The 23,972-nt window shown below is 37.7% G+C and carries 25 protein-coding genes and 5 tRNA genes; 29 read left to right on the top strand and 1 reads right to left on the bottom strand.

Features of this window, described 5'->3' with window-relative positions:
* Positions 1–10: 10 nt before the first annotated feature.
* Genes Q0E08_RS02735 through Q0E08_RS02720 form a run of 4 tightly spaced genes read left to right on the top strand, consistent with a single transcriptional unit; the run spans position 11 to position 3,103 of the window.
* The gene (locus tag Q0E08_RS02735; protein ID WP_294776040.1) at positions 11–448 is read left to right on the top strand and encodes an Rrf2 family transcriptional regulator; all 438 of its coding nucleotides are present in this window, start codon (positions 11–13) and stop codon (positions 446–448) included.
* A gap of 9 nt (positions 449–457) precedes the next feature.
* Positions 458–1,483 carry a DUF2804 domain-containing protein gene (locus tag Q0E08_RS02730; RefSeq protein WP_294776037.1) on the top strand — a complete coding sequence of 342 codons (1,026 nt, stop codon included), beginning with the start codon at positions 458–460 and terminating at the stop codon, positions 1,481–1,483.
* Positions 1,483–2,466 (top strand): FRG domain-containing protein, encoded by a 984-nt coding sequence (locus tag Q0E08_RS02725; RefSeq protein WP_294776034.1) that lies wholly within the window; start codon positions 1,483–1,485, stop codon positions 2,464–2,466. Before Q0E08_RS02730 ends, Q0E08_RS02725 begins: the two co-directional genes overlap by 1 nt.
* Positions 2,467–2,476: 10 nt before the next feature.
* Positions 2,477–3,103: a hypothetical protein gene (locus tag Q0E08_RS02720; RefSeq protein ID WP_294776031.1), complete on the top strand. Its 627-nt coding sequence runs from the start codon at positions 2,477–2,479 to the stop codon at positions 3,101–3,103.
* 23 nt (positions 3,104–3,126) lie between these two features.
* Here Q0E08_RS02720 and Q0E08_RS02715 read toward each other — a convergent pair whose 3' ends face one another.
* The gene (locus tag Q0E08_RS02715) at positions 3,127–3,879 is read right to left on the bottom strand and encodes a YdcF family protein (protein WP_294776028.1); all 753 of its coding nucleotides are present in this window, start codon (positions 3,877–3,879) and stop codon (positions 3,127–3,129) included.
* 172 nt (positions 3,880–4,051) lie between these two features.
* Here Q0E08_RS02715 and gdhA point away from each other — a divergent pair, with 172 nt between their 5' ends.
* From gdhA to mnmA, 25 genes are all read left to right on the top strand, one after another.
* Positions 4,052–5,386, top strand: a complete 1,335-nt coding sequence (gene gdhA / locus Q0E08_RS02710; RefSeq protein ID WP_294776025.1) for an NADP-specific glutamate dehydrogenase — start codon at positions 4,052–4,054, stop codon at positions 5,384–5,386.
* Between the two features lie 134 nt (positions 5,387–5,520).
* On the top strand, positions 5,521–6,039 hold the full coding sequence (gene ruvC / locus Q0E08_RS02705) for a crossover junction endodeoxyribonuclease RuvC (protein ID WP_294776022.1): 519 nt from the start codon (positions 5,521–5,523) through the stop codon (positions 6,037–6,039).
* The gene (gene ruvA / locus Q0E08_RS02700) at positions 6,036–6,641 is read left to right on the top strand and encodes a Holliday junction branch migration protein RuvA (protein ID WP_294776019.1); all 606 of its coding nucleotides are present in this window, start codon (positions 6,036–6,038) and stop codon (positions 6,639–6,641) included. The genes ruvC and ruvA overlap by 4 nt, the downstream gene beginning before the upstream one ends.
* Positions 6,642–6,652: 11 nt before the next feature.
* The gene (gene ruvB, locus Q0E08_RS02695; protein WP_294776016.1) at positions 6,653–7,708 is read left to right on the top strand and encodes a Holliday junction branch migration DNA helicase RuvB; all 1,056 of its coding nucleotides are present in this window, start codon (positions 6,653–6,655) and stop codon (positions 7,706–7,708) included.
* Positions 7,709–7,719: 11 nt separating this feature from the next.
* Complete coding sequence (gene glmM / locus Q0E08_RS02690; RefSeq protein WP_294776013.1) at positions 7,720–9,072, top strand: phosphoglucosamine mutase; 1,353 nt, start codon at positions 7,720–7,722, stop codon at positions 9,070–9,072.
* Positions 9,072–9,938, top strand: coding sequence for a class I SAM-dependent methyltransferase (locus Q0E08_RS02685; RefSeq protein WP_294776010.1), 867 nt, complete (start codon positions 9,072–9,074; stop codon positions 9,936–9,938). Before glmM ends, Q0E08_RS02685 begins: the two co-directional genes overlap by 1 nt.
* Positions 9,939–9,941: 3 nt before the next feature.
* Positions 9,942–10,793: an energy-coupling factor transporter ATPase gene (locus Q0E08_RS02680; RefSeq protein WP_294776007.1), complete on the top strand. Its 852-nt coding sequence runs from the start codon at positions 9,942–9,944 to the stop codon at positions 10,791–10,793.
* Complete coding sequence (locus Q0E08_RS02675) at positions 10,793–11,665, top strand: energy-coupling factor transporter ATPase (protein ID WP_294776004.1); 873 nt, start codon at positions 10,793–10,795, stop codon at positions 11,663–11,665. Before Q0E08_RS02680 ends, Q0E08_RS02675 begins: the two co-directional genes overlap by 1 nt.
* Positions 11,662–12,471, top strand: coding sequence for an energy-coupling factor transporter transmembrane protein EcfT (locus Q0E08_RS02670; RefSeq protein ID WP_294776002.1), 810 nt, complete (start codon positions 11,662–11,664; stop codon positions 12,469–12,471). The genes Q0E08_RS02675 and Q0E08_RS02670 overlap by 4 nt, the downstream gene beginning before the upstream one ends.
* The gene (truA, locus tag Q0E08_RS02665; protein WP_294776000.1) at positions 12,468–13,202 is read left to right on the top strand and encodes a tRNA pseudouridine(38-40) synthase TruA; all 735 of its coding nucleotides are present in this window, start codon (positions 12,468–12,470) and stop codon (positions 13,200–13,202) included. Before Q0E08_RS02670 ends, truA begins: the two co-directional genes overlap by 4 nt.
* Before the next feature lie 8 nt (positions 13,203–13,210).
* Positions 13,211–14,392, top strand: a complete 1,182-nt coding sequence (locus tag Q0E08_RS02660; protein WP_294775998.1) for a DUF5711 family protein — start codon at positions 13,211–13,213, stop codon at positions 14,390–14,392.
* 58 nt (positions 14,393–14,450) lie between these two features.
* A complete protein-coding gene (locus Q0E08_RS02655) occupies positions 14,451–15,119 on the top strand; it encodes a CvpA family protein (RefSeq protein ID WP_367118514.1) in 669 nt (222 codons plus the stop codon).
* A complete protein-coding gene (locus tag Q0E08_RS02650; RefSeq protein ID WP_294775992.1) occupies positions 15,116–15,742 on the top strand; it encodes a CDP-alcohol phosphatidyltransferase family protein in 627 nt (208 codons plus the stop codon). Before Q0E08_RS02655 ends, Q0E08_RS02650 begins: the two co-directional genes overlap by 4 nt.
* A gap of 21 nt (positions 15,743–15,763) precedes the next feature.
* Positions 15,764–18,070, top strand: a complete 2,307-nt coding sequence (locus Q0E08_RS02645; protein ID WP_294775989.1) for an ATP-dependent Clp protease ATP-binding subunit — start codon at positions 15,764–15,766, stop codon at positions 18,068–18,070.
* Between the two features lie 64 nt (positions 18,071–18,134).
* Positions 18,135–18,208, top strand: a tRNA-Gly gene (locus Q0E08_RS02640).
* A gap of 11 nt (positions 18,209–18,219) precedes the next feature.
* Positions 18,220–18,296 (top strand) — tRNA-Arg (locus Q0E08_RS02635).
* Positions 18,297–18,319: 23 nt separating this feature from the next.
* Positions 18,320–18,396, top strand: a tRNA-His gene (locus Q0E08_RS02630).
* A 10-nt stretch (positions 18,397–18,406) separates the two neighbouring features.
* Positions 18,407–18,481, top strand: a tRNA-Gln gene (locus tag Q0E08_RS02625).
* Between the two features lie 9 nt (positions 18,482–18,490).
* A tRNA-Lys gene (locus tag Q0E08_RS02620) sits at positions 18,491–18,566 on the top strand.
* A 92-nt stretch (positions 18,567–18,658) separates the two neighbouring features.
* Positions 18,659–19,561, top strand: coding sequence for a thymidylate synthase (thyA, locus tag Q0E08_RS02615; protein ID WP_294775987.1), 903 nt, complete (start codon positions 18,659–18,661; stop codon positions 19,559–19,561).
* 9 nt (positions 19,562–19,570) lie between these two features.
* Positions 19,571–20,044: a dihydrofolate reductase gene (locus tag Q0E08_RS02610; RefSeq protein ID WP_294775984.1), complete on the top strand. Its 474-nt coding sequence runs from the start codon at positions 19,571–19,573 to the stop codon at positions 20,042–20,044.
* A 169-nt stretch (positions 20,045–20,213) separates the two neighbouring features.
* Positions 20,214–21,398 (top strand): cysteine desulfurase NifS, encoded by a 1,185-nt coding sequence (gene nifS, locus Q0E08_RS02605; protein WP_294775981.1) that lies wholly within the window; start codon positions 20,214–20,216, stop codon positions 21,396–21,398.
* On the top strand, positions 21,398–21,820 hold the full coding sequence (gene nifU / locus Q0E08_RS02600) for a Fe-S cluster assembly scaffold protein NifU (protein WP_294775979.1): 423 nt from the start codon (positions 21,398–21,400) through the stop codon (positions 21,818–21,820). The genes nifS and nifU overlap by 1 nt, the downstream gene beginning before the upstream one ends.
* Before the next feature lie 35 nt (positions 21,821–21,855).
* Positions 21,856–22,770, top strand: coding sequence for a quinolinate synthase NadA (gene nadA, locus Q0E08_RS02595; protein WP_294775976.1), 915 nt, complete (start codon positions 21,856–21,858; stop codon positions 22,768–22,770).
* A 3-nt stretch (positions 22,771–22,773) separates the two neighbouring features.
* The gene (gene mnmA / locus Q0E08_RS02590) at positions 22,774–23,832 is read left to right on the top strand and encodes a tRNA 2-thiouridine(34) synthase MnmA (protein ID WP_294775973.1); all 1,059 of its coding nucleotides are present in this window, start codon (positions 22,774–22,776) and stop codon (positions 23,830–23,832) included.
* Positions 23,833–23,972 lie beyond the last annotated feature (140 nt).

Raw genomic sequence — 23,972 nt, 5'->3', positions numbered from 1 at the left:
AGATGATTACTTGAAAATTTCTACAAAAGGCAGATATGCGCTGCGTATGATGATAGATTTGGCACAAAACCAAGGTGACGGATATGTGTCTTTGAAAGATATTGCAAACCGACAGGAAATATCAAAAAAATATTTGGAACAAATTGTTGCTATTTTGAACAAACCCGATATACTCCGTACAAACAGAGGCTATCAAGGCGGTTATCGTCTTGCAAAAAATGCAAATGAATATACGGTAGGTGACATTCTTCGCCTTACAGAGGGTGGAATTGCTCCGGTATCCTGCCTTGAAAATTCACCGATAATGTGTGATAGGGCAGATGATTGCGTAACGCTTCCTGTATGGAAAGGGCTTTACAAGGTTATATCCGAATATGTTGACAGTATAACATTACAGGATATTGTTGATAAAAATGCTGATATTTCTTCTTTTGATTATGTAATTTAAGGAGTTACTATGAGAAATCATGAAGTTGTAAAAAGCCATAATCTTCTTGATGAAAACGGTCATCTTATTGAACCGGGTTGGAGCAAATCGCTCGTTCAAAAGTATGACAGAAATATGATTAAAAAACGCAAAACAAGAATTAAAGAGTGGGATTATTATTATATAATGTCTAACTCAAACAAATTTTGTTTATGCCTTACTATATCAGATTTGGGCTATCTCGGTATGTACAGCGTAAGCTTTGTTGACCTTGAAAATGCTGTTGAGCATACTCAATCGGAACTTACAGCGTTTCCGCTCGGCAAAACAAATTTGCCGCCGACTTCGGCAAAGGGCGATGTTGCTTTTAAAAATAAAAATCTCGATATTTCTTTTTCTCATTTGGGTTCATCAAGACTTATAAAAATGAACTATAAAACATTTGATAATAAGCAGGGAATATCTTGTGATATAAAACTTACCGATGAACCGCAGGACAGTATGGTTATTGCAACTCCGTGGGCAGAAGACAAAAAGGCTTTTTATTATAATCAAAAGATTAACTGTATGCGTGCAAGCGGTACAGTAACTTACAAAGGTAAAATCTATACACTTAATCCTGAAACAGACTTTGCCGGTCTTGATTGGGGCAGAGGAGTTTGGACAAAGGATAATTACTGGTATTGGGGCTCAGGTTCCGGTCAAATTAACGGTGTACCTTTTGGCTTTAATCTCGGCTACGGCTTCGGCGACACAACCGCCGCAAGCGAAAATGTTATTTTCTATGACGGAAAAGCAAATAAGTTTGATGATATTGTTTTTAACATCAGTGATAATTATACCGACCCGTGGACATTCAAATCATCCGATGGAAGATTTGATATGGATTTCACGCCGATTATAGACCGTAACGCTTTGATTGATGTTAAGGTTATTGTTACTGACCAACACCAGGTATTCGGTAAAATGAATGGAACAGCCGTGCTTGATGACGGTACAAAAATTGAACTGAAAGACTTTATCTGCTTTGCAGAAAAGGTACATAACAAGTATTGATGAAAAAGTTTAATAAATTGTATGATTTGGCAGGAAAGCTTGAAAACGAACTTGATTTTGACTTTCGTGCTCAATCTCAAAGAATAGATTCATTTCAGGAATTTTACGAAAACATAATTGTTCCGTATGCTCACGGAGACAGAATTTATTTTAGAGGCGAAAGAATAAGAAGTATCGACCGTCCGTTGTTGCCTTCTATTTTTAGACATAGAAATATTGTGCTTGATGATGACGAAAATTTTGCACAACTTAACGCTCAAAGATTGCTTTATTTTTACAATAAATATCCCGAATACACCGATGTTTTTAAAAAGACTATCGGCGGTTTATCGGAAGATAATTTGTATCCTTTTTTGAGCTTTTCACAGCATTATTTTGGGTTGAGTCCGCTGATAGATTTAACGAAAAATCCTTTTGTTTCTTTGTCTTTTGCATTAAAGAACAGAACGGAATATGATGAGGATATTCTTTTTTACACTGTTGAAATTAAGGATGAAAATGACTATACAACTCATTCTCATATTGCAAATGAGTGGATGAAGAATTATAATGTCATTGTACTCCGAGAAGCACCTACAAATGCAACCGATGCCTTAAAGGAATATAGCAAGGAAAGTTTGCTTAAACGCAAAGAATACGGCAAAGAAAATTTGCTTCAATACAAGGATTTGATTGAAGAAATAAAGGGCAGGTCAATATTTGAAATCAGTGCTCCTACGGCAAAGTTGATTGATGTACCTACCAATGATTTGATGCGATTTCAGCAAGGTGTGTTCCTTTTGCTTGATGATTTTACGATATTCGGCAACGGTTATCTTACAAAGAAAATCAGGGATGATTTTTCCATTAAAAAATGGATTATAAATAAAAAAATTTGCCCTGAACTTTTGGAATATCAAAAGAAAAAAGCACCGTATTATGATTACGATACTATAACCGATTTGTCAAAGACGGTAGGTAAAATTAAGAAAATATATTTTTAGGAGTGATTTTATGACATTTTTCAGTCGACTTTCAGGCGGCAATCAAGAAATGATAAAACTTGCGATTTTGCTTTTATTATCTTCATTTTTGTCACTTTTTGTTTGCATTTTGACTTCTGAAGCAATCAGTGAGGACTCAAAGGCAAGAGGAATAAAAAACAGAATGACATTTGCTGTTTTTGGATTTTTCTTTCCGCTTCCGACCGCAATAGTTTATTTGATTGTCAGAAACAAAGCAAAGAAAATTCAGCCTAAAATATGTAATTGTTGCGGAATATCTCTTGATAATTCGTTTTCTGTTTGTCCGCAATGCGGCTCAAAACAATTTACGGATTATTTGATAGTTGATAACGAAAAACATCATAAGGTTGCCAAAGCAACTGCAATATCGGCAATAGTTTTGTATATCGTTGTTTTAACAATCGGTCTGTATATGCAGTTTTCGGGAATGTTTTATACAACAAATTTTGCACGAGATAAAAATAAATATAATTATGACAACGGTTATCAATACGGCTTTAATTATGATGATGACGACGATGATGACAAATATGACGAATTTGACAAGGGTGATTTAGACGATTACTTTAATCAGTTTGGTAATGGTCAAGATAATTCGGAGTCATTTGACAATTGACGAAAAAATAATGGCTTTACAGATTATTTTTGTAAAGCCTTTTTTATTTTCATCGCCCATATTCCGAAAACTTCTCTTGTAAAATATGCCACTCGCAGTATTGGTATGCTCTTTGCCGGAAGTGAATATGGAATTAAACCGACTTTTTGAGCATACATTTTTGCTCTCAACATATGATATTCGCTTGTTGCTATGGCAATGTTTTCGGATAAGTCGAGTGTGTCAATTATTTGCTTGGAATATAGCATATTTTCATAGGTTGATGTTGATTTCTCTTCTTTGATAAGTCTTTCTTTATCTATTCCGCATGAAGTCATCAATCCGTACATACATTCCGCTTCGCTTATATCTTCGTCAACACCTTGTCCGCCCGATAAAATCGCAACAGCTTTTTGGTTTTTTTTCATATATTCGGCAGCAGCACGGCAACGCTTTACAAGAGCTTTTGACGGTACACTTCCTTTAACTCTGCACCCGAGGACAATAACCGTTGTTTCGTTTTTTGCATTGCACTTAATCGCATTAATGATTTTAAACAGCGTTATGAAAAACAATGTTAAAAATATAATGAACAATCCGAAAAATAATATAATTAATATTTTTCCGGCAGGATATGTGTAAATTTTTTTGATTTGTTCAAAAAATACCGAACAAATAATTACAAAAGTACCCAAGATTATTCCGAAAATATTTCCCAAATTTATTTTTGATTTGTATAGCGGAGATACATACACGGCAATGATTAGTATTCCGATAATTATTACAACTGATTTCACATACTCACCTTTGTATATTTTATACAAATACACTATCATAATTACGCATTTTTGTAAATAATTTTATAAAATTTATATAAAATTAGTGACAAATAAAATGTATTGTGATATTATATAAATGCTTTAACGAACTAAAGCAGTATAACAAACTAAATTTTGAGAGGGATAAGTTATGGCTTATGTTGATGAGATACTCGAGTATCTTGAAAGAAAAGATTATTATGAACCGGAATTTATTCAGGCTGTAAGTGAGGTTCTTAACTCGCTTCGTCCTGTAATCGATGCTAACGAAAAGAAGTATCGCCAGGTGGCTCTTCTTGAAAGACTTATTGAACCTGAAAGAATTCTTCGATTCAGAGTTCCGTGGATTGATGACAATGGACAGGTACACGTAAATCGCGGCTATCGTGTTCAGTTCAACTCCGCAATCGGTCCATATAAGGGCGGTTTAAGACTTCATCCAAGCGTAAACCTCGGTATCGTTAAGTTCCTTGGTTTTGAGCAAATTTTCAAAAATTCACTTACAGGTCTCCCTATCGGCGGCGGTAAGGGTGGCTCAGACTTTGACCCTAAGGGCAAGAGCGACAGAGAAATTATGATGTTTTGCCAAAGCTTTATGACAGAACTTTGCAAGGTTATCGGTGCGGATACCGACGTACCTGCCGGTGATATCGGCACAGGTGCAAGAGAAATCGGCTATATGTTTGGTCAGTACAAGAGAATTCAAGGCACATATGAGGGCGTACTTACAGGTAAAGGCCTTTCATTCGGCGGCTCTCTTGCAAGAACCGAAGCTACAGGCTATGGACTTCTTTACTTGACAGAAGAAATGCTTAAATGCAACGATTCTTCTATCGAAGGCAAAACTGTTTGCGTTTCCGGTTCGGGTAACGTTGCTATTTATGCGGTTGAAAAGGCAGAAATGCTTGGTGCAAAGGTTGTAACCGTTTCGGATTCAACAGGTTGGATTTATGATCCTGAAGGCATTGATGTTGCTCTTCTTAAGGATGTTAAGGAAAACAGAAGAGAAAGACTTACAGCATATGCCGAGGCTCGTCCTTCTGCTAAATATCATCCGGGCAGAGGTGTATGGCAGATTAAATGCGATGTTGCTTTGCCATGTGCTACACAAAACGAACTTACTATCGACGATGCAAAACTTCTTGTTGAAAACGGTTGTATTGCAGTTGCCGAAGGTGCTAATATGCCTACTACCCTTGAAGCAACAAAGTATTTGCAGGAACACGGTGTAATGTTTGCTCCGGGTAAGGCTGCAAATGCAGGCGGTGTTGCAACTTCTGCTCTTGAAATGAGCCAGAACAGCGAACGCATCAGCTGGACTTTTGAAAAGGTTGACGCAAAGCTTAAAGAAATTATGGTTAATATTTATCATAACATTGACAATGCTGCTAAGAAGTACGGTCTTGACGGTGACTATGTTGCAGGTGCAAATATTGCCGGCTTTGAAAAAGTTGCAGATGCTATGATGGCACAGGGTATTGTTTGATTTACAATAACATATATTTTGAGAGGACGATTTGTTTCGTCCTCTTTTATTATATAATTATAATATAATATTATTGCAAGAATGATATTTATGTGTTATAATATCAAAAATATTGTGTGAAAGAGCGTTTTTTGATGGTTATTTTGGGAATCGACCCCGGTTATGCCATAGTCGGATGGGGAGTAATTGAATATTCTCATTCTCATTTTAGAGTGTTGGGCTACGGTGCAATAACAACTCCTGCCGATTCTCCGTTTCCTCAACGGCTTCAAACAATATACAACGATATGTGCTACATCTTTGAAAAGTATAAGCCTGAAGTTATGAGTATGGAAAAATTGTTTTACAATTCCAATCAAAAAACCGTTATTGATGTTGCACAGGCGAGGGGAGTAATTACTCTTGCGGCTCAAATGAATATGAAAGATATTTATGAATATACGCCTCTTCAGGTAAAGCAATCGGTTACCGGATACGGCAGAGCAGAAAAAAAGCAGGTTATGGAAATGACAAAAAGTATTCTCAATCTTCCGTCTATTCCGAAGCCCGATGATACAGCCGATGCTTTGGCTATGGCTATTTGTCACGCACACTGCAGTGGCTCTGCTATGAATAAAATTAATAATATGATTAATTTTGGAGAAAAACAATGATTTACAGCTTAAAGGGTACGCTTACATATATTGAGCCGACATTTGCGGTTGTAGAATGCGGCGGAGTCGGCTTTAAATGCTTTGCAAGCACTACCACAATAACTTCACTTACATCAATCGGAACAGAAGTAAAACTTTTAACTTATATGAGCATAAGAGAAGACGCTATGGATTTGTACGGATTTGCAACACCAAACGAACTTGAAGCATTTAAACTCTTAATTTCGGTGAGCGGAGTAGGTCCTAAAGCGGCAATATCTATTTTGTCTGCTTTGGCTCCCGACAGACTTGCGGTTGCCGTATCGTGCGGTGATGTCAAATCTATTCAGGCGGCACAGGGTGTCGGTAAAAAAACAGCCGAACGCATTGTGCTTGAGCTTAAAGATAAGATGAATGTTGTAGCCGGAGGTGAAACTGCCGCCGTTGTTGATAACATTCAGTCTGCCGTTGTCGGCAGTAATTCATCGGAGGCTATTGAAGTACTTGTTTCTCTTGGGTTTAATCAGTCCGATGCGGCTCTTGTTGTCGGCAAGCTTGACCCAAATATGTCTGTTGACGATATGATAAGAAAAGGACTTCAAAGTCTTTCGGCTAATTTATAACAGGTGAAATTATGATAGAAAACGAATTTGAATATGATTTTGAAAATCGTATGTCGGCTCCGGAATATACACCTGCCGATGAGGATATAGAAAATTCTTTAAGACCAAAACAACTGACCGATTATGTCGGACAGGAAAAGGCAAAGGAAAATCTTTCGATATATATAAAAGCCGCAAAACAGCGTGGCGAATCACTTGACCATGTCCTTTTTTACGGTCCTCCGGGACTCGGTAAAACAACTCTTGCCGGTATTGTTGCAAACGAGATGGGCGTTAACATTCGTGTTACTTCCGGACCTGCTATTGAAAAACAGGGCGATTTGGTTGCAATCCTTTCAAATCTTGAACAGGGCGATGTCCTTTTTATAGATGAAATTCATCGACTTAACAGAACGGTTGAGGAAATTCTCTATCCCGCAATGGAAGACGGCAAGATTGACATTATTATAGGCAAAGGACCGAGTGCAAGAAGCTATCAGTTGAGCTTGCCGAAATTTACACTTATCGGTGCCACAACAAGAGCAGGCCAGCTTTCTGCTCCGCTCCGTGACAGATTCGGCGTTATACTTCGACTTGAAATGTACACTCCTGAGGAACTTTCGCAAATAGTTAAAAGATCGTCAAAAATCCTCAACATTCCTGTTGATGATGAGGGGGCATATCAAATTGCAAGCCGTTCAAGAGGAACTCCCCGTATTGCAAACCGCTTGTTAAAACGAAGCAGAGATTTTGCCGAAGTAAAATACGACGGCGTAATTACTGCCGAAGCGGCGGCTTCCGCACTCAACAGTATGGAAATTGACGAACTCGGACTTGATTCAATCGACCGCAGATTGTTAACAACAATGGTTAAGAATTACAACGGCGGTCCTGTCGGACTTGAAACGATTTCTGCCGCTATCGGTGAAGAATCGGTTACAATCGAGGATGTTTATGAGCCGTATCTTATGCAAATCGGATTTTTGGCAAGAACACCAAGGGGCAGAATTGTTACCCCGGCAGGTTATAAACATCTCGGAATAGAAAAGAATAATACAGACAATCCGCAACAATCATTTGATTTATAAGGAGCTATGTTATGGGCAGATTATTCGGTACAGACGGTGTAAGAGGAATTGCAAACAAAGATTTAACCAATGAACTCGCAATGCAAATCGGCTCGGCTGCGGCAACAGTTTTGCTTAAAGAGTCAAAAAGTGCAAAACCGACAGTTCTTATCGGTAAAGACACAAGAGCATCCGGTGATATGCTTGAAGCCGCTCTTACCGCAGGTCTTTGCAGTGTGGGATGTAATGTCCTTTCGGTAGGAATTGTTCCTACTCCTGCAGTTGCATATCTTGTGGGATTGTATGAATGTGAGGCCGGTATTATGATTTCCGCTTCACACAATCCTTGTGAATATAACGGAATTAAGATTTTTCAAAAATCAGGTTACAAGCTTGATGATTCTCTTGAAGAAGAGATTGAAGCAATAATTCTTGATAAATCCGAAAAAATCGAATATAAAATCGGTGGTGAAGTCGGTAATGCGACAAAATGCAAATCCGCCGTTAAGGACTATATTGAGCATGTTGTCGGCACAACAGATGCAAAATTTGACGGACTTAAAATTGCACTTGATTGTGCAAACGGTTCCGCAAGCGTGTGTGCAAAAGAGATTTTCACTTCACTCGGTGCAAAATGTTTTATGCTTTCGGACACTCCTGACGGAGTAAATATTAACGATAAATGCGGTTCAACTCATCCTGAAGAGCTTATGAAGTTTGTCAAGGATGCAGGCCTTGATTTGGGCCTTGCCTTTGACGGCGATGCAGACAGAATGCTTGCTGTTGATGAAAACGGAGAACTTGTTGACGGCGATAAGGTAATTGCCGTTTGTGCTTCTAAAATGAAAGAAGAGGGCAAACTTAAAAAAGATACTGCCGTTGTAACTGTAATGAGTAACATGGGCTTTTTCAAGTTCTGTGAAGCTAATAACATTAATTGTGAAAAAACAGCCGTAGGTGACAGATATGTTCTTGAAAAAATGCTTAAAGAAGGCTATAATATCGGCGGCGAACAATCGGGACATGTAATTTTTCTTGATTATGCCACAACCGGTGACGGTGAATTGTCCGGTGTTCAGCTTCTTGAAACCGTTGTAAAAAGCGGTAAAAAGCTATCGGAACTTGCTTCGGTAATGCAGGTTTATCCTCAGGTACTTATCAATGTTAAGGTTTCTGCCGAAGGTAAGAAAAAATATAATAACGATGAATATATTATTGCCGCAACTCAAAAGGCAGAAATGGAACTGATGGGCGACGGTCGCGTACTTGTCAGAGTAAGCGGAACGGAGCCTTTGGTCAGAGTTATGCTTGAAGGCAAGGATATTAATCATATACAAAAGCTCGGCGAGCAAATTGCCGAGGTAGTTAAGGAAAGACTTTCGTAATGAGATATTCAAAAGATTGGAAAGACTATGAATTAATCGATTGCTCATGCGGTGAAAAGCTTGAGCGATGGACAAGAGAAATTCTTATAAGACCTGACCCGCAGGTCATTTGGAAAAGCGAAAAAAATCATAAATTATGGTATCAACCAAATGCAAGATATGTCCGTTCAAAAACAGGCGGCGGCAAATGGCAGGTGTTTTCGCATATGCCGTCTGCATGGCAGGTTAGATATAAGGATTTAACATTTAACATTAAAACAATGGGCTTTAAGCACACAGGTTTGTTCCCGGAACAAGCTGTTAATTGGGATTATGTAAGAGAACTTATTAAAAATTCCGATAAAGAACAGGTTAAGGTTCTCAATTTGTTTGCTTATACCGGTGCGGCAACCGTTGCCTGCCTCAAAGAAGGGGCAAGCGTTGTGCATGTTGACGCTTCAAAGGGTATGACAAATTGGGCAAAAGAAAATGCACAGGCTTCGGGTGTTGCCGACGGCGATGTTAGATGGATTGTTGACGATTGCATTAAATTTGTAAAAAGAGAGCAACGACGCGAAAATAAATATGACATCATAATTCTTGACCCTCCGTCATACGGCAGAGGTCCAAAGGGTGAAATTTGGCATCTTGAAGAATGCTTGTACGACTTTATGCTTGAAGTTGAAAAGGTTCTTTCGGATGAGCCTATTGCAGTTATTCTTAATTCTTACACAACGGGACTTTCGGCATCCGTTATGAAATACATACTTGATGATGTTATCACATCAAAACACGGCGGAAGCGTTGAAGCAGACGAAATCGGCTTGCCGGTTACTGCAAACGGCGGTGTACTTCCGTGCGGAACAACAGCTATTTGGAAGGCTTGATATATGGAATTAATAAAATTTGATAATGTTTCGTTCTCATATCAAACCACTGATGAAAAGGATAATCCCGTAAGTGTTCCTGTGCTTAAAGAATTTAACCTTTCAATTGAGCAGGGTTCGTTTGTTGCAATTCTCGGTCATAACGGTTCAGGCAAATCAACGGTTGCCAAGCTTACAAACGGTATTTTGTTTGCCGACAGCGGAACGGTTACCGTTAACGGCAAAGTTGCAAAAAATGACGATAGTATTTACGATATAAGACGGGATGCCGGTATGGTTTTCCAAAATCCCGACAATCAAATTGTTTCTTCTATTGTTGAAGAAGATGTTGCATTCGGCGTTGAAAACCTCGGTGTTCCTGCCGACGAGTGCAGAAAAAGAGTTGACGAAGCTCTTAAAACTGTCGGAATGTATGAGTACAGGCTTAAAACTCCGTCAAAACTTTCGGGCGGTCAAAAGCAAAGAGTTGCCGTTGCCGGTATAATTGCAATGAAACCGAAGTGCATTATACTTGATGAGCCTACGGCAATGCTTGACCCGAACGGCAGAAAAGAAGTTATTGACACAATTATGAACCTCAATAAAAACGAGGGCATAACAATAGTTCTTATAACACACTATATGGATGAAGCCGTTAAAGCAGACAGGGTTGTTGTTATGGATAACGGCAAAATTATGCTTGACGGTACACCGAGAGAGGTTTTTGCCGATGTTGACAAGATGAAATCCTTGTCGCTTGAGGTACCACAATCCACAGAACTTGTGTATGAATTGGGCTTAAAGACGGAACAAACCGTTTTGAATTCGGACGAATGTGCCGAAGTATTATATAATTATTTAATGAGAGAAAACTAATGGCAATTTTAGAGTGCAAAAACTTAAAATTTATTTACGGCATAGGTACTCCGTTTGAGTTTTGTGCCGTTGACGGCGTTGATTTTTGCGCTCAGGAAAACGAGATTATCGGTATAATCGGTCATACCGGCTCCGGCAAGTCAACATTCATTCAGCATTTAAACGGACTTTTAAAGCCGACTGACGGCATTGTAACGGTTAACGGCAAAGATATTTGGTCAAAAGAAAATAAGGAAAATATTCGTCAGGTTCGTTTTGCTGTCGGTCTTTGCTTTCAGTATCCGGAGCATCAAATATTTGAAGAAACAATTTTTAAAGAAATCGCTTTCGGTCCCAAACAAATGGGACTTGATGACGAAGAAATAAAAAACCGTGTGTACGAAAGTATGGAATATGTCGGTCTTGACAGAAATACGGAAAACAAATCACCGTTTGATTTATCGGGCGGTCAAAAGCGTAGAGTGGCTATTGCTTCAATTATCGCTATGAAACCGCAGGTGCTTATTTTGGATGAACCTTGTGCTGGACTCGACCCAAATGGCAGAAATGTTATTTTAGACCTTGTAAAGAACTATCAAAGCAAATCGGGTAATACAGTTCTTTTTGTTTCACATTCTATGGAGGATGTTGCCAAAATAGCCGATAAAGTTCTTGTTTTTAATGACAGCAAAGTTGCTATGTTCGGCACAGTTGATGAGGTTTACTCAAGAGGTAAGGAACTCAAGACAATGGGTCTGAATGTTCCTGAAGTAACCGATGTGTTCTTAAAACTTCATGATATGGGCGTTGATTGTAAAACCGATATTTATACAGTTGAACAAGGTGTTAAAGAGTTTGAGAGGCTCAGGAATAATAAGGAGGTACTGCTGTGATTGATGTAACAATAGGTCAGTATCTGCCCGGAGATTCTTTAATTCACAAAACCGATGCAAGAGTTAAAATAATTATTACTCTGCTGCTTATGGTGTCTGTCTTTTTGTGCAGAAACTATTATACTATGGGTTTTGCACTTTTGCTTTCGATTGTTATCGGCATTATATCAAAAATCAAACCTAAGGTTATGCTTAAAGGGTTAAAACCGATTATAGTTATTGTTCTGTTTACAACCGTACTTAATCTTTTTTACGGCTCGGGTGAACCTCTTGTAAAACTTGGATTTTTAAAGATTACGGAAAACGGAATTAATAATTCGATTTTTATGGCACTCAGAATTATAATTCTTGTTGTGTTCGGTTTGATTTTAACATATACAACTACACCTACGGCTTTAACCGACGCAATGGAATCGCTTATGAAACCGCTGAAATTGTTTAAAATTGATGTTCATTCAATTGCAATGACAATGACAATTGCACTTCGTTTTATACCTACTCTTGTGGAAGAGGTGGATAAAATTATGTCGGCTCAAAAGAGCAGGGGAGCAGATATGGAAAGCGGTGGAATATTAAAAAGAGTTAAGGCTGTTGTACCTGTTATGATTCCGCTTTTTGTGTCGTCTTTCAGGCGGGCAAACGAGCTTGAATACGCTATGGAATGTCGTTGCTATCGTGGCGGTAACGGCAGAACTAAAATGAAAGTAATGAAAATGTCCGCAACGGATTATGTTTTGCTTATTTTGTCAATTATTTATTTTGTAGGTATAATTCTTGCAAGAATATTTATGTTTAAGGTTATATGAGAAGATTACTTGTTACAATCCGATATGACGGTTCCGCTTATCACGGCTATCAGGTGCAAAGCAATGCTTTGACTGTTCAGGAAGTCTTTCAAAACGCTGTTCAAAAGGTGTTTGGAGAACGACTTGATGTAAAGGGTTGCAGCCGAACAGACAGCGGCGTTCATGCAAATATGTATTGTATATCATTTGATACAGATATGAATATATCAAACGAAAGCGTCATATTGGCACTTAATACTTATCTTCCCGAAGATGTGGCAGCGTATGATTGCAAGGAAGTCGATATGGATTTTCACCCAAGATATAATTGCAAATCAAAAGAATATATTTACAAAATTTACAACGGCAAATATCGCAATCCTTTTTATGCAAAATATGCATTGTGGTATAGGTGGAATATTAATGCCGAATACTTAAACAACGAGGCTCAGGCTTTTGTGGGTAAATATGATTATTCCGGCTTTTGCAGTATTAAATCCGATGTTGAGGATACCGTTAGAGAAATATATTCCTGCAAGGTTTGGCGTGAGGATGACTTTGTATATTTTAAGGTTTGCGGCGACGGATTTTTATATAATATGGTTCGTATTATGGTAGGTACACTGCTTTTCGTTTCCGAAGGGAAAATTAAGAGCGGAGAATTAAAAAACATTATTCTTTCAAAAGACAGAAAAAAGGCGGGCAAAACCGCACCGCCTCAAGGTCTTTATTTAAACAATGTGAGTTATTAGGAGTTATTATGCCAAGTAACGAAAGAGAAAATCAAAGAATAGAAAGAAAAAAATTAAAAGAGAATAAAGCTAAAAAGGTTGTTTGGATTATTCTCGGAATTTTCGTTTTGCTTCTTATTGTTATGAAAGTATGCGAAATAGATTTTGCCGATATAAAAAACAAGGTGAACGCAGCAAATCTGTCAAGCTCGGTAGCAAACAATGATTTTCCGTATACGATTGACATCAGAAAGGATGCTAATCTTCAGCTTATAAACGGCAAATTTTATGTCCTCAGCGATACCGGTGTTGTATCTTTAGATCCGTCAACCGCAAAGGAATCATATTCATTTGATCACGGATATGCTTCTCCCGTATTAAAGTCAAACGGCAATTATACATGTTTATTTGACCGAGGCGGTACGAGAGTCAGACTGGATTCAACTTCTGAAAATCTGTATGAAAAAACACTCGACCGTAATATTATTACGGCAGAAGTTGCAAAAAACGGTACAATAGTTTATTCTTCTTTTTGTGATGATTCAAAATCCAAAATTGTTGTTATAAACAAAAATGAGAACAAAAAACTTGAGTATGATGTTAACGACGGATATGTTACGTCTTTGGCAGTTAATTCAAACGCCACAAAGATTGCATATACAAGCGTAAATTCTCAAAATGCTTTTTTGTCTTCAACAGTACATATATTAAGCGTTTCCGATAAAAACGAATTGTTTAAAATCGAATATAATAAAGCCAATGTCCTTGATTTGCATTTTTCCGATTCGGATAATTTATATGTTGTCGGTGACACATTTTTATCTTTGGTAAAATCATCAAAAAACGCCGAATATATTTTTAAACAGGGCACTATTTCAACCATCAACTATTGCTATACTTCTTCAAACGAACTTGTTATAAATTATGGTGATTTTTCGAATTCTTCAAAATCAAAGCTTGATTATGTAAAATCAAACGGCAAAATCAAAACAAGTATAACATTAAAAGAAAACTCAAAGTTTATCAGTTCAAATTCAAACGAAATAACTGTTTTGTTCCATAATCGGATTGATGTATATTCACTTACAAAAGGCGATAAAAAGCAATCTGTAAAGTGTGACGGTTCGGTTAACAGTGCATATACAATATCTTCAAAAATATATATTCAGTATGGTCAATGTATTGATACAGCCGATAAGAAGGATAAATAATATGACAATATTTAATTATACGGTTAATTATGTTGACTTAATTATTGTCGGAATACTTTTGCTTTTCGGAATAATAGGTCAACAAAAGGGAATTTTTATAACCCTTGTTAATTTTATCAGATATGTATTGGGATTTTCTTTATGTATATTTTCAACAGACAGATTATCTCAACCTATATATGATAATTTTTTGCAAGAAAGGGTTCAAAATACTGTAAATGAAAAAATAGTAACATCGTCAAATATTGATGAAATTATGACCAATATCAATAATACTGTTGATTCGCTTCCTAATTATATTAAAAACAGTATTGATGTTTCTTCGTTAAAACTTTCTTCAAACAATATTTCACAAAATATAGCAAATGAACTTTTTGAACCTGTTATAATAGGAATTCTCAAAGTTTTGATTTTTGTAATTGTTTTTATACTTTTCTTTGGAATTACGGGTGCAATTATTCATCATATAAGAAGAAAAAACAAAGATAAAAGAAAAGAAAACAAGAAAAAGAGTTTTGCTGTTTTTACAGACAGACTTTTGGGATTGGTTTTCGGTATGCTTAAAGGTGCTCTTGTGGTTTTTGTGTTTGTTAGCGTTATTACTTATCTTTTAGGTATTCCGAACTTTGCAAGTAATCAATTTTTAAAAACAGCTGCCGACAGTCAGCTTTATCAACTGTTACTCAACTATAATCCATTTAATGTGATTACGGAGGGAATAATATGAGCAAATTTAAAGAGAATGTAAACGAACTTTTTGAAAATTGGAATACTATTCCAAACTGGTTGAGCTTTTTGAGAATTGCTCTTATTCCTGTTTTTTCAATTCTTTTTATCAAAGAAAAATACATACCTGCTTTTGTACTTATGATAATCGCTGCTTTAACCGATTTGATTGACGGTAAAATTGCAAGAAAGTACAATATGGTATCCAATCTCGGCAAAATTCTTGACCCAATTGCAGACAAACTCTCACAGGTAGCAATCGTTATCATTTTGATTGTTAAGTTTTGGTCGTTTGACGGTCCGCTTAAATATTTGCTTTTCTTGTTTATAGCAAAAGAACTTATTATGGTTATCGGCGGTGGTTTGCTTCTTGCAAAAGGCTTGCGCCCTGTAGCGGCTGAAATGTGGGGCAAGGTTGCCACAACTGTATTTTATATATTTATGATTGCCATTATTGCTGTCGGTCCAAACGGTGCTTTGGTCGGTCACTGGTTCTTTAAGGCTTTGCCGACACCTGTTATTTACGGAATGGTAATTATATCTGTTATTCTTGCATTTGTATCATTGTTCGGCTATGCTCCGGGCTTTATTAAGCAAATCAAGGAGAATAAATCAAACAAATAACTTTAGGAGATTATACATCGAATGAAACAACCAATGTGTACACGATGCGGCGAAAGACCTGCTATTGTGTTTATTCAAAAAATGGAAGACGGCGTTATGAAACCCGAAGGCCTTTGCTACAAATGTGCCAAAGAGCTGAATGTCGATATGGGACCTATTCAGGGCCTTATGGAAAAAATGGGCATAAGTGAAGACGAACTCGAGCAGGCAAGTGAGCAAATGGGCATGTTTATGGAAAATATGGATGACTTTGACTTCGGCGACATCGGAGCAATGTTTAATCCTGAAAATTCAGACGGTGCTCAAACAATGCCTTTTGCCGAAATGATGAGCAGTCTTACAGGTGAAGAACCGTCGGGTAATTCTTCATCGAAACAAAAAGGAAGAAAAAATCATAAAAAGTCACAGGACGAAGCAAGAAAGTTTTTAAATAATTATTGCAATAATCTTACCGACAAAGCTAAAAAAGGCAAAATAGACAACATTATCGGCAGAGACAGCGAAATTGAGCGTGCAATTCAAATTCTTTGCAGAAGAACAAAAAACAACCCTTGTCTTATCGGTGAACCGGGTGTTGGTAAAACCGCTATTGCGGAGGGCTTGGCTATTAAAATTGCCAAAGGTGAGGTTCCTGCAAGACTTATGGATAAAGAAATTTATCTTCTTGACCTTACAGCACTTGTTGCCGGAACTCAATTCAGAGGTCAGTTTGAAGGCAGAATCAAAGGCCTTGTTGATGAAGTAAAGCACGAGGGCAATATTATTCTCTTTATTGACGAAGTTCACAATCTTGTGGGTACGGGCGACAGCGAAGGCACAATGAATGCCGCTAATATCTTGAAGCCTGCACTTTCACGAGGTGAAATTCAGGTTATCGGTGCCACAACATTTAACGAATACAGAAAGTATATCGAAAAAGATGCCGCACTTGAAAGAAGATTTCAGCCGATTAAGGTTGAAGAACCTTCAATTGATGACGCTTACAGAATGCTTCTCGGTATCAAAGGATATTATGAAGATTATCATAAAGTAAAGATTAATGATTCTTTGGTATATAAGGCTGTTACTATGAGCGAAAGATTTGTAACTGACCGTTATTTGCCTGATAAAGCTATTGACCTTTTGGATGAATCTTGCACATGTGCAAATCTTCGAAATCCTGCAATAAGCAGATACCAAATGCTCATTGAAAAGAAAAATAATATTATGGACAATATTGATAAACTTTCTGCTCCCGAGGAAGGTGAACAGATTGATTATGAGCTTATTTCAAAACTTAAATCTCAGCTTATTAATATTGATAACGAAATTCCCGAGGTTGAAGAAAAAGCAAAGGATAATCAGGTTCTTGAAGCCGATTTGGCAAAGGTTATTTCCCTTTGGACAGGAATACCTGCCTCAAAGGTTGAACAAGGCGACATTAATAAACTTGCTTCTTTGGATAATGAACTAAAATCTCATATTATCGGTCAAGATGAAGCAATTGAGAAAGTTGCAAATGCCGTTCGCAGAGGCAGAATTCAAATCAGCCCTAAAAAACGACCGCAATCATTTATTTTTGTCGGTCCGACAGGCGTCGGTAAAACCGAGCTTGTAAAACAACTTGCCAATGCTCTTTTTGATTCACCTGATAATCTCATTCGTCTTGATATGAGTGAGTTTATGGAAAAATTCAGCGTGTCAAGAATTATCGGCTCGCCTCCGGGATATGTCGGTTATGACGATGCAGGTCAGCTTACAGAAAAAGTACGCAGAAAGCCGTATAGCGTTATCCTTTTTGACGAGATAGAAAAAGCTCATAAGGATGTTCTTAATATCTTACTTCAGATTCTTGACGAGGGTAGAATTACAGACGCACAGGGCAGGGTAGTTAACTTTGAAAATACGGTAATTATTATGACCTCTAATGCCGGTTCGACTGACCAAAATACTATGGGCTTTGGAAAATCGGCAGACGACATCAATCGTGAGGTTACTATGAAAGCTCTTGAAAGATTTTTGCGTCCTGAATTTCTCGGCAGAGTTGATGAAATTGTAATTTTCAACAAACTTACTTTTGATAATTTTGAAAAGATAGCAAAAATTATGCTTGATGAACTTGTTCCAAGTTTAAAAGACAAAGGTATTGATTTGGTCTATGAAGACAGTGTTCCCGTATACCTTGCCAAGAAAGCATACGGCTCAAAGAAAAATGCAAGAGGACTTCGTGATGCCGTAAGAAGAGACATCGAAGAAAAGCTTGCAAACACTATTGTTTTCAATCAACAAACCGATATAAAAAAGATAACTCTTACAGGTACAGATGAAATTTCTGTAAAAATAAATTAAGAATTTATCAAAAAAGTATTGACATTTCAGCGGTCATTAGATATAATAATGACCGTTGTGACACGCGGGTGTAGTTCAATGGTAGAATCCCAGCCTTCCAAGCTGGTCGCGTGGGTTCGATTCCCATCACCCGCTCCAACAACTTATATGCGCTGTTAGCTCAGCTGGATAGAGCAACTGCCTTCTAAGCAGTAGGCCGGAGGTTCGAGTCCCCCACAGCGCGCCACTTTTTATGTCACAACATATATGGTGGGATTGGCCTAGTTGGTTAGGGCGCCAGTTTGTGGCACTGGAGGTCATCAGTTCGACTCTGATATCCCACCCCATTTTATTTATTGGGGAGTAGCCAAGCGGTAAGGCAACGGACTTTGACTCCGTCATGCGTGGGTTCAAATCCCGCCTCCCCAGCCAGTTTTATATGATCCATTAGCTCAGTAGGTAGAGCACTTGACTTTTAATCAAGGTGTCCGGGGTTCGAATCCCCGATGGGTCACCAAAGCCTCGAAATTCGAGGCTTTTTCTTTTTGCTATTTACTATTTCAATTTTTTATGATATTATATTTTTAATTCAATTAAAGAGGTTATATTATGAGTCTTTGGGATAAGGAATATATCGGTCTTTGCAAAAAAATTTTGACTACCGGTACTGAGGTTATAAACAGAACAGGCATAAATACAATTAAAGTTCCGTCACATCATTTTCAACTTGACATCGGGGAAGAATTTCCGATTTTAACAACAAAACAGTTATTCATCAGACAAGCTGTTCTTGAAATGCTTTGGATATATCAGGCTCAATCAAATGATGTTCGTTGGCTTCAAGAGCGTGATGTTAACATTTGGAACGAATGGGAAATAGATGAAGAAGGCTATTGGAATGCCGCTCAAATGCTTCCCGACGAAAACGGCAAACTTGTTAAACAAGACGTTCATAAGTTTTTCGGAAAAGAATATGCACATACTATCGGTACAGCCTATGGTTATATTGTTAATAAATTCCAAATGACTCAAAATTTAATTGATAAAATCAAAAATCATCCCGAAGACAGAAGATTGGTAATGACTCTTTGGCAAAATGATTATCTTGATACTGCCGTTCTTCCAAGCTGTGTTTGGTCAAGCGAATGGGATGTCACAAACGGCAAACTTAATTGCTGGGTTCATCAAAGAAGCTGTGATGTACCGCTCGGCCTTCCGTTTAATGTTACTCAGTATTCTGTGCTTAACTCAATGCTCGCACAGGTTTGCGGCTTAAAGCCGGGAACGATTGATTGGTCAATTAAAGACGCACATATTTATGTTAATCAGGTTGACGGTATTAAAGAACAAATCAGAAGATTTGACGAACAGGGTGATTTGCCTGCACCTCAGCTTTGGCTTAATCCTGAAGTTAAAGATTTCTTTGAATTTGACAATTCAAGAGATTGTAAAGATGTTAAACTTTTGAATTACGAACATCTTGGTAAAATTAAATTTCCAATTGCACAATAAGGAGAATGTATGGCTGTTTCTATGATTGCCGCTGTGGGCAAAAATCTCGAACTCGGTAAAAATAATGACCTTATATGGCACTTTAAAGAGGATATGAAGTTCTTTAAGGAAACTACTATGGGTCATCCCGTAATTATGGGCAGAAAAACTTTTGAATCCCTTCCGAAAGCTCTTCCGGGCAGAAGAAATATTGTTATTTCATCAAATCCGGATTATAAAGCCGAAGGTGCAGAAACCGTTACTTCTGTAAAAGACGCTTTGAAAATTGCCGAAGCCGAAGATGTATTCATTATAGGCGGCGGTAGGATATATAAAGAATTCTTGCCTTATGCGGATAATCTTTATTTAACGGAAATTAATGCCGAATGTAAAGATGCCGATACATATTTCCCTGAATTTAACAAAAGTGATTATATTAAGGAAATAGTTAATTTTTATGATGTAAACGGCACCGAATTCTATCATGTGATATATAAGAAATAATGTATTTAAGCCTTTCAAAACAGAAAGGCTTTTGTATATTTTTGTAAAAACAGGGAATATTATTGTAAAAAATATTTTAATTTCCTATTGACAAAGTAGGAAATAAGTTATATATTATAGGACGAAAAACCTATAAATTTAATAGGAATAAAAAAGGCAGGTTAAAATTATGGCAACGATTTATGTTGATAATGCTGCAACCACACAGCTTTCGGATGCTGCTTTGGAAGCTATGAAACCTATGATGCAGGAGATTTACGGCAACCCGTCATCGCTCCATCACATCGGTCAAATTGCAAAGGAACATCTTGAAGATGCAAGAGCAAGGGTTGCAAAATGTATAAATGCAAATCCAAACGAAATTTACTTTACATCGGGTGGCAGTGAAGCCGACAATCAGGCAATTCTTACAGCCGCATACAACGGTGCTAAAAAAGGTAAAAAGCACATTATATCTTCAAAATTTGAACATCACGCTGTTCTTCATACGCTTGATAAACTTGCAAAAGAAGGTTTCGAGATTGAACTTCTTGATGTATACCACAACGGCATTGTTAAAGTAGAAGATGTTAAAAATGCTATCAGGGAAGATACAGCACTTGTTACGATTATGTCGGCAAATAATGAAGTCGGCACAATTCAACCGGTTAAGGAAATCGGTGCCGTATGTAAAGAAAAGGGCGTTTTATTCCACACAGATGCCGTTCAGGCATTCGGACATATTCCGATTGATGTTGTTGATATGAACATTGATATGCTTTCTATTTCGGCTCACAAGTTCCACGGTCCTAAGGGTGTAGGCCTTTTGTATTGCAGAAAAGGTATCATTCTTCAAAACCTTATTAACGGCGGTGCTCAGGAACGCGGCAAGAGAGCAGGTACCGAAAATATGGCATCTATCGTAGGCATGGCTGCCGCTATGGAAGAAGCTGTTAAAAACCTTGATAAAAACGCAAAATATGTAAGCGCACTTCGTGATAAAATTATTGACGGATGTGCAGATATTGAACTTCACACGCTAAACGGTGACAGATATAACAGACTTCCGGGCACAATCAACTTCAGTTTTGAAGGCATTGAGGGTGAAGGACTTATTCTTCTTCTTGACCAAGACGGCATTTGTTCTTCATCGGGTTCTGCATGTACAAGCGGTTCACTTGACCCGTCACATGTCCTTTTGGCTATGGGCGTACCTGTTGCAAGTGCTCACGGATCACTTCGTATTTCTCTTTGTGAATATAACACTGAAGAGGAAGCGGATATTATTATCAATTCAATCCATAAGGTTGTAACATATTTAAGATCAATTTCTCCTGTTTGGGAGAAAATTCAAAACGGAGAGGTAGTAGAATAATGGCATTATATTCAGAAAAAGTAATGGATCACTTTACAAATCCAAGAAATGTTGGTAAAATTGAAGATGCTGACGGCGTAGGCGAAGTAGGCAATGCTAAATGCGGCGATATTATGAAAATTTATCTTAAAATTGATGAAAATCATGTTATTACAGATGTTAAGTTTAACACTTTCGGTTGTGCGTCTGCAATCGCATCAAGTTCGATGGCTACCTGCCTTATCAAGGGTAAGCCTGTAAGTGAAGCTGTTGAGCTTTCAAACAAAGCAGTTGTTGAAGCACTTGACGGATTACCTCCGGTAAAAATTCACTGTTCTGTGCTTGCAGAGGAAGCAATAAAAGCCGCAGTTAAGGATTATTACGATAAAAACGGCATTGAGTACGATCCCGACACATTCAAGGAAAAGAATGCTCACGAATAAAAATATATCTTATATGTGATGCTTAGGAGTAGGTTATGGCTTTAAAAGACATACAAGAGGAAATTTTAAAATTAAAAAAAGAAAAAGATATTTGCATTTTAGCACATTGCTATCAATCACCCGATATACTTGAAGTTGCGGATTTTGTAGGTGACAGTTTTGCTTTGTCTGTTTCGGCTTCAAAAGTAACCAACAAAACAGTTATTATGTGCGGTGTTAGATTTATGGCAGAAACCGTAAAGATTCTTTCACCCGATAAAAATGTTATTCTTGCAAACGGCGACGCAGGTTGTCCGATGGCTGAAATGATGGATAAGGAGCTTATCGAACAGGTTAAGGAACAATATCCGGATTACACTGTTGTTGCTTATATCAATACCACAAGCGAACTGAAAACGGTTTGTGATGTTTGTGTAACTTCTTCATCGGCGCTTAAAATTTGCAAGAGCCTTGATACCGATAAGATTTTATTTATTCCGGATAAAAACCTTGGTTCGTACATTGCAAAGCAATTACCCGAAAAGGAATTTAAACTTCTTTCGGGCGGATGTCCTACACATGCACGAATGGGCATTTCAGAAGTGAAAAAAGCAAAGGCGGCTCATCCTGAGGCTCTGTTTCTTGTTCATCCCGAATGCGTTCCGGAGGTTGTTGCCGAAGCGGATTATGTCGGCTCAACAACAGGCATAATGAATTATGCAAAGGAAAGCGACGCCAAAGAATTTATTATCGGTACCGAAAGCAGTATTGTTTCTCACTTGCAACTTGCATGTCCCGATAAGATGTTTTATCCGCTTTCAAAAGACCTTGTATGCCACAATATGAAACTTACTACTATTGTAGATGTACTTAATTCGGTTAAAGGTATAGGCGGCGAAGAAATAGAACTTGACGAAGATGTCAGACTCGGCGCAAAGCGTTGCATAGACAAAATGATTGAGTTAGGCTGATATATGAAAAAAGCTATTATTGCAATGAGCGGCGGTGTAGATTCAAGCGTTGCCGCTCTTTTTATGAAAGAACGCGGATACGACTGTATCGGTGCAACTATGAAGTTGTATGACAATGAGGATATAGGTATCAGCAGGGAAAAGACCTGTTGTTCTCTTGACGATATTGAAGATGCAAGGGCCGTTGCGTATAAACTCGGAATGCCTTATTATGTTTTCAATTTTAAAGATGAATTTGAAGAAAAAGTTATTGATAAATTTATTTCAACATACGAAGCGGGCGGAACGCCTAATCCTTGTATTGATTGCAACAGATATTTAAAATTTGAAAAGCTTATGAAGCGTATGGAAGAATTGCAATACGACTGTGTTGTTACAGGTCATTATGCCGATATTGAATTTATTAACGGTAGGTATATGCTTAAAAAAGGCAAGGATTTATCAAAAGACCAAAGCTATGTTCTTTATTCGCTTACGCAATATCAGCTTGCACATACTGTTTTTCCTTTGGGTAAATATTCCAAGGACGAAATCAGAGAGGTTGCCGAAAAACACGGATTTATCAATGCACGCAAGCGTGACAGTCAGGATATTTGCTTTGTACCTGACGGTGATTATTCAAAGTTTATTGAGAATTACAAGGGCAAATCTTATCCAAACGGTAATTTTGTTGATAAAAGCGGCAATGTCCTCGGCGAACATAAAGGCTTGATACGATATACAATAGGTCAAAGAAAAGGACTTAATATTGCTCTCGGCCATCCAGTTTATGTTATAAGCAAGGATGTTGAAAACAATACCGTTGTATTAGGCTCAAACGATGACTTAAATAAATCAAAACTCAAAGCAACCGATTTTAATTGGATTGCCGAAAAACCAAACGGCAAAATTAATTGTGCCGCAAAAACACGATATAATATGCGTGAAGTTCCGTGTACGGCATATTGTGACGGCGACGATGTTATTGTTGAATTTGACACTCCGGTCAGAGCAATTACTCCGGGACAGGCTGTGGTTTTATATGACGGAGAGTATGTTCTCGGTGGCGGAACTATTGAATAAAGTCGCTTATTAACGAAAATTTCATTAATTATTCATTTTGTTTTATTGAATTTACTTGAAAAAGATGTATAATTAAGTCATAAAATAAATACAAGGTGGAAGACATATAACGGTTTCTCCAACCAATGACATTGACTGTC

The sequence above is a fragment of the uncultured Eubacterium sp. genome (assembly GCF_934561735.1).
Taxonomy (GTDB): Bacteria; Bacillota; Clostridia; order Oscillospirales; family Acutalibacteraceae; genus Eubacterium_R.
Note: the sequence above shows the minus strand (reverse complement) of the source record. Positions and strands in the feature narration are given on the sequence as shown.